Source organism: Kitasatospora purpeofusca (genome assembly GCF_036010405.1).
In the GTDB taxonomy this organism is placed as follows: Bacteria; Actinomycetota; Actinomycetes; order Streptomycetales; family Streptomycetaceae; genus Kitasatospora; species Kitasatospora purpeofusca.
In genome coordinates this window covers 5650076-5664755 of record NZ_CP108561.1, presented here as the reverse complement: position 1 = coordinate 5664755, position 14680 = coordinate 5650076, and the positions used below count along the sequence as shown (strand labels likewise).

At 73.0% G+C, this 14680-nt stretch carries 12 protein-coding genes; 6 read left to right on the top strand and 6 right to left on the bottom strand.

Annotated elements, in window-relative coordinates; all coding sequences use genetic code 11:
• Positions 1 to 49: 49 nt before the first annotated feature.
• From glp to OG715_RS24940, 3 genes are all read right to left on the bottom strand, one after another.
• Positions 50 to 1405 carry a molybdotransferase-like divisome protein Glp gene (glp, locus tag OG715_RS24950; RefSeq protein ID WP_266271144.1) on the bottom strand — a complete coding sequence of 452 codons (1356 nt, stop codon included), beginning with the start codon at positions 1403 to 1405 and terminating at the stop codon, positions 50 to 52.
• 26 nt (positions 1406 to 1431) lie between these two features.
• Entirely contained in the window at positions 1432 to 2352 is a 921-nt protein-coding gene (gene galU / locus OG715_RS24945) for a UTP--glucose-1-phosphate uridylyltransferase GalU (RefSeq protein ID WP_266271142.1), read from the bottom strand.
• A gap of 161 nt (positions 2353 to 2513) precedes the next feature.
• Positions 2514 to 3323: a GGDEF domain-containing protein gene (locus OG715_RS24940; RefSeq protein ID WP_266271140.1), complete on the bottom strand. Its 810-nt coding sequence runs from the start codon at positions 3321 to 3323 to the stop codon at positions 2514 to 2516.
• 105 nt (positions 3324 to 3428) lie between these two features.
• Here OG715_RS24940 and OG715_RS24935 point away from each other — a divergent pair, with 105 nt between their 5' ends.
• On the top strand, positions 3429 to 4040 hold the full coding sequence (locus tag OG715_RS24935; protein WP_266271818.1) for a 5-formyltetrahydrofolate cyclo-ligase: 612 nt from the start codon (positions 3429 to 3431) through the stop codon (positions 4038 to 4040).
• A gap of 78 nt (positions 4041 to 4118) precedes the next feature.
• Here the strand turns inward: OG715_RS24935 and OG715_RS24930 are convergent, their stop codons facing one another.
• Positions 4119 to 6839, bottom strand: coding sequence for a penicillin acylase family protein (locus OG715_RS24930; RefSeq protein WP_266271139.1), 2721 nt, complete (start codon positions 6837 to 6839; stop codon positions 4119 to 4121).
• Positions 6840 to 7159: 320 nt separating this feature from the next.
• Here OG715_RS24930 and OG715_RS24925 point away from each other — a divergent pair, with 320 nt between their 5' ends.
• The 4 genes from OG715_RS24925 (at position 7160) to mscL (ending at position 11835) form a co-directional block, all read left to right on the top strand.
• A complete protein-coding gene (locus tag OG715_RS24925) occupies positions 7160 to 8650 on the top strand; it encodes a potassium/proton antiporter (protein ID WP_266271138.1) in 1491 nt (496 codons plus the stop codon).
• A 339-nt stretch (positions 8651 to 8989) separates the two neighbouring features.
• Positions 8990 to 10330, top strand: a complete 1341-nt coding sequence (locus OG715_RS24920; RefSeq protein WP_407661129.1) for an MFS transporter — start codon at positions 8990 to 8992, stop codon at positions 10328 to 10330.
• Between the two features lie 115 nt (positions 10331 to 10445).
• Positions 10446 to 10772 (top strand): FmdB family zinc ribbon protein, encoded by a 327-nt coding sequence (locus OG715_RS24915; protein ID WP_266271136.1) that lies wholly within the window; start codon positions 10446 to 10448, stop codon positions 10770 to 10772.
• A 643-nt stretch (positions 10773 to 11415) separates the two neighbouring features.
• A complete protein-coding gene (mscL, locus tag OG715_RS24910; protein ID WP_266271134.1) occupies positions 11416 to 11835 on the top strand; it encodes a large conductance mechanosensitive channel protein MscL in 420 nt (139 codons plus the stop codon).
• Positions 11836 to 11909: 74 nt separating this feature from the next.
• Here mscL and OG715_RS24905 read toward each other — a convergent pair whose 3' ends face one another.
• On the bottom strand, positions 11910 to 12176 hold the full coding sequence (locus tag OG715_RS24905) for a hypothetical protein (protein ID WP_266271133.1): 267 nt from the start codon (positions 12174 to 12176) through the stop codon (positions 11910 to 11912).
• Positions 12177 to 12382: 206 nt separating this feature from the next.
• On the bottom strand, positions 12383 to 13354 hold the full coding sequence (locus OG715_RS24900) for a sigma-70 family RNA polymerase sigma factor (RefSeq protein ID WP_030393495.1): 972 nt from the start codon (positions 13352 to 13354) through the stop codon (positions 12383 to 12385).
• 397 nt (positions 13355 to 13751) lie between these two features.
• On the opposite strand from OG715_RS24900, the gene OG715_RS24895 reads away from it, so the two are divergent.
• Entirely contained in the window at positions 13752 to 14636 is an 885-nt protein-coding gene (locus OG715_RS24895) for a phosphatase PAP2 family protein (RefSeq protein ID WP_266271132.1), read from the top strand.
• Positions 14637 to 14680 lie beyond the last annotated feature (44 nt).

Sequence of the window (14680 nt, the reverse complement as noted above, 5' to 3'; positions counted from 1 at the left end):
GGGCCGCAGCGGTGGGACGGCCCCGCCGCGGCGGGGAGTTCGGCCGTGCTCAGCCGCCGAGCAGCACCACGTCCACCTCGCTGCCCGCGGGCAGCGAGGTGACGTCCTCGGGAACGGTGATCAGGCAGTCCGCCCGGGCCAGCGCGCCGACCAGGTGCGACTCCGCGCCGCCGACCGGTTCCACCAGGCCGTCCGAGGCCGTGTAGCGGCCGCGGAGGAACTGCCGGCGGCCGGCGGGCGAGCGCAGCGCCACCGGGCAGTGCGCCCGGACCACGGGGCGGTGGACGTCCTCGGCGCCGAGCATGGTGCGGATCGCCGGACGGACGAACAGCTCGAAGGAGATGTACGCGCTGACCGGGTTGCCGGGCAGGGCCAGCAGCGGCACCCCTGGGCCGGGGCCGATCCGGCCGAAGCCCTGCGGCTTGCCCGGCTGCATCCGCAGCCGCCGGAAGTCCACCCCGCCGTACTCCGCGAAGACCTCCTTGACCACGTCGTACGCGCCGACGCTGACGCCGCCGCTGGTGACGATCAGGTCGGCCCGGCCGAGCTGGTCCTCCAGCACGGCGCGCAGCCTGGCCGCGTCGTCGGGGACGCCGCCGACCCGGTAGGCGATCGCGCCGGCGTCACGGGCGGCGGCGGTGAGGGTGAAGCTGTTGGACTCGGAGATCTGCCCGGGGCCGACCGGCTCGCCGGGCTGGACCAGCTCGCTGCCGGTGGACAGCACCACGACCCGGGGGCGCGGGCGGACGGTGGCGGTGGCCCGGCCGATCGCGGCGAGCAGGCCGAGCTGGGCGGGTCCGAGCCGGGTGCCGGCGGTCAGCACCCGGCTGCCGGCGGCGACGTCGCTGCCGCGGCGGCGGATATGGGCGGCCTCGGCGACCGGGCGCAGCACCCGGACCTCCTCGCCCTCGACCGCGGCGGCCATCGCGTCGGCGGGGCGGCCGGTGCCGGTGCCGCCGTCGGTCCACTCGACCGGGGCGACGGCCCCGGCGCCGGGCGGGACGGGTGCGCCGGTCATGATCCGGGCGGCCTGGCCGGGGCCCACGGCGGGGAGTTCACCGGCGCCGGCGGCGATGTCGCCGACCACGGTCAGCACCGAGGGGTACGCGTCGCTCGCGCCGACGGTGTCGGGCGTGCGCAGGGCGTAGCCGTCCATCGAGCTGTTGTCGAAGGGGGGCAGGTCGCCCTCGGCGACGACGTCCTCGGCCAGCCGGCAGCCCTGCGCGTCGAGCAGTTGGAGCTCGATGGCGGGGAGCGGGCCGACGGCGGCCAGGACGTCCGCGAGGTGCTCGTCCACGGTCCACAGGCCGTCCGGACGGGCACCGGGGCGGGCGGCCGCGGCCGGGTCCGCGGAGTCGTCGCAGCAGGCTGCGGGGGTGGTACCGCTCTCCGTGGACCCGGTCATGGGCGCGCTCGCTCTCTGTCGGTGTGTCAGTCCTGCAGCTCGGAGGCGACGAACTCGCGCAGCCAGGTGCGGAACTCCGGGCCGAGGTCCTCGCGCTCCGAGGCGAGACGGACGATAGCGCGGAGGTAGTCCGAGCGGTCGCCGGTGTCGTAGCGGCGGCCCTTGAACAGCACGCCGTGGACCTGGCCGCCGGTGTCGGAGGGGCGGGTGGTCAGCTCACGAAGGGCGTCGGTGAGCTGGATCTCGCCGCCGCGGCCGGGCGGGGTGTCCCGCAGCACGTCGAACACGGACGGGTCGAGCACGTACCGGCCGATGACGGCGTAGTTCGACGGGGCGTCGGCCGTCTCCGGCTTCTCGACCAGGTCGGTCACCTGGAAGACGTCCTCGCCGAAGGTGCTCGGCTTGACGGCGGCGCAGCCGTACAGGTGGATCTGGGAGGCGTCGACCTCCATCAGGGCGACGACCGAGCCGCCGAGCTCCTGCTGGACCTCGATCATGCGGGACAGCAGCGGGTCCCGCGGGTCGATCAGGTCGTCGCCGAGGAGGACGGCGAAGGGCTGGCCGGCGACGTGCTGCTCGGCGACCGAGACCGCGTGGCCGAGGCCCTTGGGGTCGCCCTGGCGGACGTAGTGCATGTTGGCGAGTTCGACGGACTCGCGGACCCGGCGGAGGCGGTCCTGGTCGCCCTTGCGGGCGAGCAGCTCCTCCAGCTCGTAGGCGCGGTCGAAGTGGTCCTCGAGGGCCCGCTTGTTGCGGCCGGTGACCATCAGTATGTCGGACAGGCCCGCGGAGGCCGCCTCCTCGACGACGTACTGGATCGCCGGCTTGTCGACGACGGGCAGCATCTCCTTCGGAGTGGCCTTGGTGGCCGGCAGGAATCGGGTACCCAGACCGGCCGCGGGGACCACTGCCTTGGTGACCGGGATACGGGAGTTGGTCGTCGTCATGCGTTTACCTTACTAAGGCACGTATTTCGCCTACCGGGCACAGTTGACCGATGCTTGGGCAGCACGTCGCCGGGCCCGGCCGCGATGGCAGGCAAGGGGGACGTGCCGGGCGGGGTGAGGGGGTCCCCTCCGACACAGGGCGACAGATTACCCGGCTTTTCCTAACGGTCATGTTCGGCTGCGAAGACTCCGTCCGACCGCGGGGAATCGACCGCCGCCCCGGCCACCGGGACGTTTCCGGAAAGCGCCGCCGGGGCGACCGGGCGCCAGCAGTCGCCGCCGGCCGCGCGGGCGGCGGCGAGCGCCCGGTCGGCGGACCTCAGCAGGACGGCGGCGTGGGTGCCGTCCTCCGGCAGCACCGCGAGGCCGATCGCGGCGGTGAGCCCGTTGCCGTGCGGGCGGCGGTCCGCCCGCTCGCCGGAGGACCAGTCCAGCAGCAGGTGGCGGCGGACCGACCAGACCAGGCGGTCGGCGACCTGGGCCGCGCCCTCGGCCCCGGTGTCCGGCAGCACCACCAGGAACTCCTCGCCGCTGTACCGGCCCAGGGTGTCGGAGCGGCGGATCTCCATGCCGAGCCGCTGGGCGAGGTCGCGCAGCACCGTCCCGGCCCGGACCCGGCCGTGCTCGGCGACCACCGCGTCGAAGCCGTTGATCTCCAGCAGCAGGACGGCCAGCGGACGCGGCCCGTCCTGCGGCTCGTGCTGCTCGGCCCGGCGGGCCCGGTCGATCTCCCGGTCCAGGGTGAGCTGGAGGTGCCGGTAGTTCCAGACACCGGTGACCGGGTCGCAGGAGGCGGTGCGCTCCAGTTCGGCGCAGCGCTCCTCCAGTTCGGCGACGCGCTCGCGCAGCCCGGTCTCGCGCCGGGCCGCGCGGGCAGCGCCGCGCCGCAGCCGGACGCCGAGGACGGCGGCGCCGGCCAGCGCGGGGGCGCTCAGCACGGCGAGTGCCTGGACCAGCAGCGGGGTGGACATCGGGGGCTGCCTTCCGCGTGTCAGGCTCTGGGCGGCCCGGTCGCACAGGCGTCAGGGGTCCGGAGCGGTCGTGGTCGGAGCGATGGAGGAACGGTGGACCATCCCATGCACAACGAGAAGGTCGAGCTGAGGACACGGCTGCTGTCCGAGCGGCGGGCACTTCCGGCCGAAGCCCGGGAGCGGGCCGCCGAGGCCCTGGCCGGACACGCCGGCGCGCTGGCGGCCGCCGCCGTGCCGATCGGGGAGGCCGGGGCGACGGGGGCGGCGGCCACGGTGGCCGCGTACGTCTCGGTGGGCGCCGAGCCGGGCACCCGCCCGCTGCTGGACGCGCTGCGGGCGCGCGGGCTGCGGGTACTGCTCCCGGTCCTGCTGGCCGACAACGACCTGGACTGGGCGGAGTACGCGGGACCGGCGGCGCTGGCCCCGGCCGGTCGCGGCCTGCTGGAGCCGGTCGGCGGGCGGCTCGGGCCCGAGGCGGTGACCGGCGCCGGGCTGGTGCTGCTGCCGGGGCTGGCGGTGGACCGGCGGGGGCTGCGGCTGGGGCGGGGCGGCGGCTCGTACGACCGGGTGCTGGCCCGGCTGGAGCGGGCCGGGGCGCGGCCGGTGCTGGCGGTGCTGCTGTACGAGCACGAGCTGCTGGAGCGGGTGCCGGCCGAGCCGCACGACCGGCCGGTGGACCTCGCGCTGACCCCTTCCGGCGCCCACCGGCTGGGGTGAGCCGCGGCCGGACGGCACGACGGAGCCCCGCGCTCCCGGACGGATCCGGGGGCGCGGGGCTCCGAGGACGGGCGGGCGTCAGCCCGCGGTCAGCGTCAGCTTGTGCTTGGTCGCCCGCTCGACCGCGTCCGGCGAGAAGGACCAGCTCAGCAGCTTGCCCTTGAGCCAGAGGTCGGTCTGGTCGTTGTAGTTGTCGTGGAAGGCATGTCCCGAGGCACCGCCGACGATGATCCAGCGCGAGGCGTCGAGGTCGTTCAGGTCGACCACCATGCGCATCGAGGGGATCCAGTCGACCTGGTACCCGGCGGCCGCGTTCCAGCCCGCCGCGTCGACCGCCGCCGAGCCTCCGGAGAGCCGGTAGGGGCCCCGGTTGAGCAGCTGGTGGACGACGCCCGAGGCGATCGAGGAGCTGTCCGAGCCCATGGTGCGCTCCCGCAGCTCCAGCTTGTGCAGCCGGCCCCAGCTCCAGGTGGTGATGTCCTTGGTGAGCAGGGAGGTGAGCTCCTGGCGGGCGTTGGTCATCGCCTCGCGCAGCAGGTTGTCCAGGCCCTTCTGCTCCTTGTGCTGGGAGTCGATGTACGTCCACCAGGCACTGTCGGGCTTCTCCAGCTGCTGCCGGACGACCTCGTTCCAGCGGTCGCCGCCGTCCGGCTGGGCCTTGCCCGGGTCGCGGGTGCCGCACTCGGTGACGATCTTCGACTTGCTGTCCGGCCTGGTCGGGTCGATCTGCTGGCGGACCAGCAGGCAGTTCTCCTTCGCCCGCAGGTCGGCCGGGAACTTCTGGCCGAAGGCGAGGGTGAGCAGCTGGCGCCAGACGCCGTTGTAGTAGGCGGCGGCGGCCGAGTCGGCGTCCTGGTGGAAGTTCCAGTCCTTCAGCAGGTCCTGCGCCTCGCGCACGTAGGGGTCGTCGACCTCGACCTTGAGCAGCATCGGGACCAGGGTCTTGGCCAGGATGCTGGTGTTGTCGAGCTGCATGTCCTGCATGTCGTCCGGCGAGATCTTGCCGTTGTTCTTCAGCCGGGCCTCCAGCTGGTCGGTGATCTCCTTGGCCCGGGTGCCGTACTCCCAGTCGGTGGTCAGCGCGGGCTTGTAGCCCGGGTCGACCACGGCCTGGTTGGCGGTGACGATGTAGCCGCTGCTCGGGTTGAGGCTCCAGGGCATGGCGCTGAACGGGACCGGGTCCTTCTTCCACTGGTAGGCGGAGTCCCAGCCCGGTGCCGGGTAGCGGCCGTCGCCCTTGCCGCGCACCGGGATGTAGCCCGGGGCCTGGTAGCCGATGTTCTTGGCGTCGGCGTAGACGAGGTTCTGCGACGGGACGGTGAAGTCGGCGGCGGCCTTCTGGAAGTCGTCCCAGTTCTTCGCCCGGTCGAGCGCGAAGACGGCGTCCATGGTGCGGCCCGGGATCAGCGCGGTCCACTGCAGGGCGACGCCGTAGCCGCCGGTGCCCCGGTCCGGGGCGGAGGCGCCGTTGGGCGCGTACTTGCCGACGTTCTGCTGCTCGGTGCTCGGGTCGGAGATCAGCGGGGCGCCGGTCTCGGTGGTGCGGACGGTGATGGTGCGGTCCTCGCCCCCGGCGACCTTGATGGTCTCCTTGCGGAGCTCGAACTTCTTCTCCTTGCCGTCGACCAGGTAGGTCTCGGGGCCGGTCACCTTCTCCAGGAAGAGGTCGGTGACGTCGGCGCCGAGGTTGGTGAAGCCCCAGGCGATGTCCTTGTTGTGGCCGATGACCACACCGGGCATGCCGGCGAAGGTGAAGCCGGAGACGTCGTACTGGCAGGTCGGGGAGACCGCCCGGCAGTGCAGGCCCATCTGGTACCAGACCGAGGGCAGGCCGGGGCCGAGGTGCGGGTCGTTGGCCAGCAGCGGCTTGCCGGTGGTGGTGTGGCTGCCGGCCACCACCCAGGAGTTGGAGCCGATGCCCTGGCCGTTGCGGCCGAGCAGCTCGGGCAGCGCGTCGATCCGGTCGGTGACGCCCTTGAGCAGTGCCGAGGTGGCGGTGGCGCCCTGGGCGGTGCCGGCGGCGGTCCCCTGGGCGGCCGGGGCCGAGCCGTCGGCCGGCTTGTAGGTGGTGCCGTTGACGGTGCCGGTCTTCACGATCGTGCCGTTGCGCGCGTACGGGTAGTCCGGGTACAGCTCGGCGATCTTCTCCGGGCTGAAGTCCTGGGCGAGCAGCGAGCGGTCGATCTCCTCCTGGAGGTTCCCGGAGAGGTCCCAGGCCATCGCCTTGAGCCAGGCCACCGAGTCGACCGGGGTCCACTGCTCCGGCTTGTAGTCGCCGTTGACGACACCGAGCACGCCGTACTCCACCGAGGCGGCGGAGCCGCCCGGGTGCTCGGCGAGCCAGGAGTTGACGCCCTCCGCGTAGGCCTGGAGGTTCTTCTTGGTGTCGGCGCTCAGAAGGGTGTCGAACTCCTTCTGGGCCACCTGGCGCCAGCCCATGGTGCGGATCATGGAGTCGGTGTCGACCTGGCTGTCGCCGAACATCTCGGAGAGCCGGCCCGCGGTGATGTGCCGCCGGACGTCCATCTCCCAGAACCGGTCCTGGGCCTGGACGTAGCCCTGGGCGCGGAAGAGGTCCTCGGAGGTGTCGGCGTAGAGCTGGGGGATGCCGTTGGCGTCCCGCTTCACGTCGACCGGCGCGCTCAGGCCCGCCACCTTGACGCTGCCGTCGACCTCCGGGAAGGACGCGCGGACCGCGGCCACCCCTCGGTAGCCGCCGTAGCCGGCGCCGGCCACCAGCAGTACGACCAGCACGATCACGATCAGACGGGCGCGCCGGAACTTTTTCGAGCGGGGCATCTGGGTCCTTGCGGTCCTCACTGGGGGGCGGGCGGACATGTCAAGGGCACGGGGCCGTGACAGGGCACCACATTAGGCCGACTCGGCTGGCGGCCGTGCACGGGGGACGCTCACGGTGGGATCGGAGGAGGTCAGAAGGCGGCCGGAAGGTGGCCGGGAACGGGCCTGAAGTGCGGTCCGAGGAAACGCGTGGCCAGTGAACCTAAAGATATGGCAAAATGTTAGACTGAGTAACGATCCGCAAGGGGAGTAATTGGCGCCCCCGGTCGCCACCCCTGTCGGGACCCCGTCCGCCCCCGCCACGTCCGAGGTGCCCCTGCGTGAATGTCGACCACCTGAACCAGCTGCTGCTCGAGTTCTCCGTGATCCTCCTGGTCGCGGTGGTCGCCGTGCGCGTCTCCACGAAATCCGGCCTGCCCAGCCTGCTGATCTACCTCGGCATCGGGGTGGCGCTCGGCCAGAACGGCCTCGGCATCTCCTTCGACAACGCCGAGCTCACCCAGGTGCTCGGCTACGCGGCCCTGGTGGTGATCCTGGCCGAGGGCGGCCTCAAGACCAACTGGCGCGAGGCCAGACCCGTGATGGGGGCCGCCACGGTGCTCGCCACCGTCGGCGTCGGGATCAGCGTCTTCGTCACCGCGGCCGGGGCCCACTGGCTGGTCGGCCTGGACTGGAGCACCTCGCTGCTGCTCGGCGCGATCGTCTCGTCCACCGACGCCGCAGCCGTCTTCTCGGTCCTGCGGACGGTGCCGCTGCCGCGCCGGCTGACCGGCCTGCTGGAGGCCGAGTCCGGCTTCAACGACGCGCCGGTGGTCATCCTGGTCGTCTCCTTCGCCGCCGTCGGCGACCCGGACCCCTGGTACGTCCTGATCGGCACGATCCTCGCCGAGCTGGCGATCGGCCTGGCCGTCGGCCTCGCGGTCGGCAAGCTCGGCGCGTACGGCGTCAAGCGCGTCGCCCTGCCGTCCTCCGGCCTCTACCCGATCGCGGTCCTGGCCCTGACCGTTCTCGCCTACGCCGGCGGCGCGCTGCTGCACGGCTCCGGCTTCCTCGCCGTCTACGTCACCGCGGTGATCCTCGGCAACTCCAAGCTGCCGCACGGCCCCGCCGTCCGGGGCTTCGCCGACGGCCTGGCCTGGATCGGGCAGATCGGCATGTTCGTCCTGCTCGGCCTGCTCTGCACCCCCGAGTCGATGGGCTCGGCCGTGGTGCCGGCGCTGGTGATCGGCGCGGTGCTGGTCTTCCTCGCCCGGCCGCTCTCGGTGGTGCTCACGCTCACCCCGTTCCGGCTGCCGCTGCGCGAGCAGGCCCTGCTCAGCTGGGCCGGCCTGCGCGGGGCGGTGCCCATCGTGCTGGCCACCATCCCGATGGTGTCCGGCGCGCCGATGGCCCAGGACGTCTTCAACATCGTCTTCATCCTGGTCGTGGTCTTCACCCTGCTCCAGGGGCCGACCCTGCCCTGGGTCGCCAAGGGCCTGCGGATCGGCGACGGCTCGATGGGGCAGGACCTCGGCATCGAGTCGGCGCCGCTGGAGAAGCTGCACGGGCACCTGCTGTCGGTCGCACTGGCACCGGACTCCCGGATGTCCGGCGTGGAGATCGGCGAGCTGCGGCTGCCGACCGGGGCGGCGGTCACCCTGGTGGTGCGGGAGGGGAGCAGCTTCGTGCCCGACAGGACGACCGTGCTGCGCGGCGGGGACGAGCTGCTGGTCGTCACGACGGACGAGGTCGGCGAGGCGGCCGAGCGGCGGCTGCGGGCCGTGGACAAGGGCGGCAAGCTGGCCGACTGGCTGAACGGACGCAGGACCTGAAGGTCTCGCCCGGAGTTCACCTTGACTTAACAGGACAACTTTGGATCCGTCCTGTAGTGTCGAGTTCAGCGCGACATCTACGCGCGTATAACCATGTTTTGCTGACACACCACACCCCAGCATCTGCCTGAAGCAGAGTTGGCGCGACCGCTCGGCGGCCGCGGCCCGGACCCGGCCCACCGCCGGACCGGCCCGGTAACTACCCCGGTCGACGCGCGAGAGGACGACTCTCGGCGCCGTCGGGGCCACCCCATGCCCTGCCGCGCTACCAGGCAGCAGGAAGGACCGACCGTGACGGCCCGCCGAACGGTCGAGAGCGTCGAGGACGCCGAGAACGCCATGACCGGGGCTGACGCCACGGGCAACGCCGACACCACGGGCAACGCGGACGCCGCGCCCGCCCGGGTCGGCTACGGGACCCTGCTGCGCACCCCCGGGGCGTGGACGTTCCTGACCCCCGCGCTCCTCGCGCGGCTGCCCTACGCGATGCTCAGCATGGGAATCCTGCTGCTGGTCAAGGACACCCACGGCTCGTACGGCACCGCCAGCACGGTCGCGGCGGTCGCCGCCGTAGCCCAGGCGCTGATCGGCCCGCAGACCGGGCGGCTCGCCGACCGGTACGGCCAGGCCGCCGTGCTCGTCCCGTCCGTCCTGGTGCACGCGGCCTCGGTCGGCACGCTGATCGCGCTCGCCCTCGGGCACGCGCCGGCCTGGAGCCTGTTCCTGGCCGCCGCCCCGGCCGGTGCGAGCGTCCCGCAGATCGGCGCGATGGTGCGTGCCCGCTGGATCTCCACCTTCACCGCCGAGGGCGCCTCCGCGTCCTCCGCCGCCAAGGTGAGCACCGCCTTCGCCTTCGAGTCCGTGACCGACGAGTTCACCTTCGTCGTCGGCCCGATCCTGGCCGCCGCCGTGGCCACCTCGGTCAACCCCTCGACCGGGCTGATCGCCGAGGCCGCGCTGACCCTGGTCGGCGGTCTGGCCTTCGCGGCCCAGCGCCGCACCGCGCCCGCCCGGGTGGTGCGCGAGCCCGGCGTCCGGCAGGCCTCCGCCCTCGCCTCCCCCGGCGTCCGGCTGCTGGCCGGCACCTTCCTGGGCGTGGGCGCCGTCTTCGGCGGCCTCCAGGTCTCGGTGAACGCCTTCGCCGACTCGGTCGGCCAGCCGGGGGCCGCCGGCACCGTCTACGGCATCTTCGCCGGCGGCTCGATGCTGGCCGGTGTGCTGTACGGCATGGTCGCCTGGCGGCGGTCGGTCCAGCAGCGGATGGTCATGAGCTACGGCCTGCTGGTGCTGGGCTGCTCGACCCTGTGGGCGATGCCGAACCTGGTCGCGCTGTCGGTCGCCGGGCTGGTCTGCGGCCTGGCCATCGCACCGACCCTGATCAGCGGCTACACCCTGGTCGAGACGCTGGTCGAGGACGGCGCCAAGACCGAGGCCTTCACCTGGCTGACCGGTGCCATCGGCCTGGGCCTGGCGACCGGCGCGACGGCGGCCGGGCGGCTGATCGACGCGCAGGGCCCGACGGTCGGCTTCCTGGTCCCGGTGGCCGGCGCCGGCCTCGGCCTGGTCGCCCTGCTCTCGCTGCGGGGGCTGCTGGTACCGGCCGGAAGCCGCAGCACGGTGGTCACCGGCTCGGTGGAACGGGGTGCGCCTACCGCACTCGTGGGGGCCGTCAAGGGCTGACCCCGGGGCCGGAACCGACTCATCTCACATTCGAGTCGCTGGACTGATCCATCGGAATGCCGCATCATTGAGGATCGTTAGCACTCATCAGGCGAGAGTGCCAGGAGGAAGACAAGTGCCCACGTACCAGTACCAGTGCACCGAGTGCGGCAACGGCCTGGAGGCGGTGCAGAAGTTCACCGACGAGCCGCTGACCACGTGCCCCGACTGCCAGGGACGGCTCCGCAAGGTCTTCTCGGCGGTGGGTGTCGTCTTCAAGGGCTCCGGCTTCTACCGGACCGACAGCCGCTCCTCCTCCAGCAGCTCGGTGGGCTCCGGCTCGTCGTCGTCCTCTTCGTCGACGTCGTCCTCGGGCTCCTCGTCGGGCTCGTCCTCGTCGGGCTCCTCGGGTTCTTCGGGGTCCTCGGCCCCGGCGGCCAGCCCCGCTCCGGCGGCCGGCTGACCTTCGGCCCGGGCCGCGGCAGCAGCTTCTCGGACGGCCCGCCGTTCCCGTTCACCACGGGTGCGGCGGGCCTTTCGCGCGTTCCGGGGCGGGCCCCGCGGGGGAGGCGGTTCCGCCGGGGGTGAATTCCGCCGGGGGTGGGTTCCGCCGGGGGTGGGTTCCGTCAGCGCCGGGCCGGCCGGTTCACCCCGGCGGGTGGGTCCCGCCGTCCACAGGCCCGGGTTTTCCACAGGTTCGGAAAAGGGAGTTCCGGCGGCCGGACGGGCGGCCCAGAGTGGGCACCGCAAGCCCCGAGCCCGACCGTGGAGGTGCCCGTGCGTACCGCTCCGCCCGCCCTTTCGCCCCGTCCCCCGACGATCCCGCCGCTTCCCGCGCCGTCCGTTCCGCCCCGGCAGCCGGTGCCCTCGTTCCCGCCGATCGGGGGCCGGGCCGGGCCGCGCGCCCGGCTCCGGCAGCTGCTGGGATCCGGGCCCCGGGTACCGGTCGTGCTGCTCCTCGCGGTGGCGGCCGCCCTCGCCCTCGGGCCTGCCCGGGAGGCCCCGGGGGCACCGGAACCGGCACCGCCCGTCGGCCGAACGGGTTGTCCGGCGGAGGGGGGAGGAAATCACCCGTAACCGGCCGACGACTTCGTCGTTCACGCGGCATGAAGGGCTTCAAGGAATTCCTGCTGCGCGGAAACGTCGTCGATCTGGCCGTCGCCGTAGTCATCGGTGCGGCTTTCACCGGCATCGTCAACGCCTTCGTCAAAGGCGTGATCAATCCGATCGTCGGCGCGTTCGGGGCCAAGGACCTCGCGTCCTACAGCTCCTGCATCAAGGGGCCCTGCGAGGTGACCGCCGCCGGTGAGGTCACGTCCGGAATCCTCATCCTCTGGGGCAGCGTGCTCAGCGCGGCCCTGCAGTTCCTGATCACCGCCGCCGTCGTCTACTTCTGCCTCATCCTGCCGATGACCAGGTTCACCGCCAAGCGCAAGACCCTGGCCGAGGTGCAGGCCGAGGCCGAGGCCAAGGAGGTCCTGCTGCTCACCGAGATCCGCGACGCCCTGGTCAGCCGGGCCGGCTGACCTCCGCCACGCCGCGCCCCGACCCACTCGGGGTCCGGCGGCCCCGCTCCCCTCGGGCCGGTCCGCGTGCCGGGTCAGCCCCCGTGGTGCGGCGGGCGCTGGCTCAGGTACCAGTCCAGCCCCCGTCCACCGCTCTCCCCGGCCCCGGGGCGGTCGCCCCACCCGGTGTCGGTGTCGTCCCGGGACTGCCGGTCCAGCGGGTCACCGAAGATCAGCCGGGCCTTCGCCGCCGCGTCCGCACCCGGCTGCGCCTTCGGAGCGGCCTGCACCGGCTCGCCCCCCGTCCCGGGCTCCGTACCCGGCTCTGTGCCCGGCCGACCGTCCGTCGTATCCTTCGCCATCGTCTCCTCCACCGCTCCCGTCGTCCCCCGTCGTCGTCCGTCCCTGCACACCAAGCCTAGAAGGCCCCGGGACGACCCCGGAACGGCCCCGGGACGGCCCCGGGACGACGGTGGGTCCGGTGCGGACCGCTCCGCACCGGACCCACCGGGCCGTACCCGTCCCCGCCCGCGCCACCCCGCGCGCCCCACGTCTCCGGACACCTCCGCTACGCGGCCTCGAAGCCCGCATGGTCGGCGATCTTCTTCAGCTCCGCCAGCGCGTGCTTCTCGATCTGGCGGATCCGCTCACGGGTCAGCCCGTGCTGCTTGCCCACCTCGGTGAGGGTGCGCTCGCGGCCGTCCTCCATGCCGTACCGGGAGCGGATGATCGAGGCCGTCCGGTCGTCCAGCCGCCCGATCAGACCGTCCAGCTCCTCGCGGCGGAGCATGACCATCACGGCGTCCTCGGGGGACGTCGCCCCGGTGTCCTCGACCAGGTCGCCGAACTGGGTCTCGCCCTCGTCGTCGACCGACATGTTCAGACTGACCGGGTCGCGCGCCCAGTCCAGCACGTCCTTGATCCGGGTCTCGGTGGTGTCGAGCTCGGCCGCGATCTCGGCCGGCTCGGGCTCACGGCCCAGCTCCTTCGACTTCTCCCGCTGCACCCGCCGGATCCGGCCCAGCTCCTCGACCAGGTGGACGGGCAGCCGGATGGTGCGCGACTGGTCGGCGATCGACCGGGTGATGGCCTGGCGGATCCACCACGTCGCGTAGGTGGAGAACTTGAAGCCCTTGGCGTAGTCGAACTTCTCGACCGCGCGGACCAGGCCCGCGTTGCCCTCCTGGATGAGGTCCAGCAGGGGCAGGCCGCTGCGCGGGTAGCGCCGGGCTACGGCGACCACGAGACGGAGGTTCGACCGGATGAAGACGTCCTTGGCGCGCTCGGCGTCCTCGGCTATCGCCTCCAGCTCCTCCCGCTGCACGCCCTCGGGGAGCCCGCCCTCGTCCAGCAGATGCTGGGCGTACACGCCGGCCTCGATCCGCAGCGAGAGCTCGACCTCTTCGGCGGCATCGAGCAGGGGTGTCCTGGCGATCTCGTCGAGATACATGCCGACCAGGTCGCGGTCGGCCTCGAAGTTGGTCGGGCGGGCCGCGCGAGTCCGGTCGGCCCTGTCGCGAACGACGGCACGGGTGGCCATGCTTGCTCCCTTTTGCTGGTGTTGCCGAGCTCTGGCTGCCTGCCCCCAGGAGGGCACGATGTGCGGGCCCCGAGGGGCTCACACGTAACGATCCAACGAACAGATTCCGGACAACATTCCCAAGTCGCTCAGATTCTTCCAGGGATGCAGTATCCTGCGAGATTTATCCCCGATTCCGAACGGAGGGTGACCGCGCGGGCACCACGGGTGCCGATTCGGGACCGTTTCGGCGCATCCCGCGCACGGCCCCCGTCAGGCACAACCCCGCCGGCGCCGGGCGCGTTCCCGCGCGGACCCGCGCTCCCGCACCGGCGCACGCAGATCCTCCGCACAAAAGATGCCAAATCGCTATCACCGCAGCGCACGCTCGGCACAGGCGGCTGGGAAGGTGACAGCCATGCACCTGACCAACAGCTCGCCCACCATCACCGCGCGTGATCGCCACCTGCTCCGGCACGCGGCACTCGCGGTCTGTTGCGCCGGACTGTTCGCCGCCCTCGCGGCCCTGGTGCAGACCGGCTGGAGCCCGCTCGCCCGGTTCGACCGCGAGCTGACCGGCGATCTGCACCGCTACGCGGCCGATCACACCGTGTGGACGGCCTCGGTGCAGATGTTCTCCGACATCGGCGGGACGATCACCATGCGCGGCGTCCTCGGCGTCGTCGCGCTCTGGCTCTGGCTGATCGGTGCCCGGACCCTGGCCGGCTGGGTGGCGGCCCAGACCCTGATCGGCTGGGGCGGCCAGTGGGTGCTGAAGCTCTCCTTCGGCCGCCACCGCCCGGCCTTCTCCGACCCGGTCGCGCACGCCGACGGTCCCGCCTTCCCCTCCGGGCACGCGATGGCCTCCGCGATCACCTGTGCGGTGCTGGTCGGCCTGCTCTGGCCCCGGGCCCGCCGCGCCGGCCGGACCACCGCCAGCACGACCGCCGCACTGACCGTCCTCGCGATCGGCGGCTCCCGGGTCTTCCTCGGTGTCCACTGGACCACCGACGTCCTGGCCGGCTGGCTCGCCGCCGGCATCGTCCTCGGCGCCGTCACCGTCCTGGTCGAACTCGCCCGCCCAGGCGCCCTCGCCCGTGACTTCCGCCGGGTGGACTGGCGCACCCGCCCCCGCGTCCAGCGGGTCCTCGTCTCCTCCGCCCGCCCGCCCCGCGACACCGACCCCTCGGACGACCCGGCGGAAGACCTCCCGGACGCCCGCTCCGACGACGCCCCGCCCGCTGCCTCGGCGGACCCCTCCGCCGACCCCGTCCCCGACCGGCCCGACGGCCTCCTGCGCTGAGAACCCTCCGCACCGACGACCGCCCCGGGCCGACGACCGCCCCG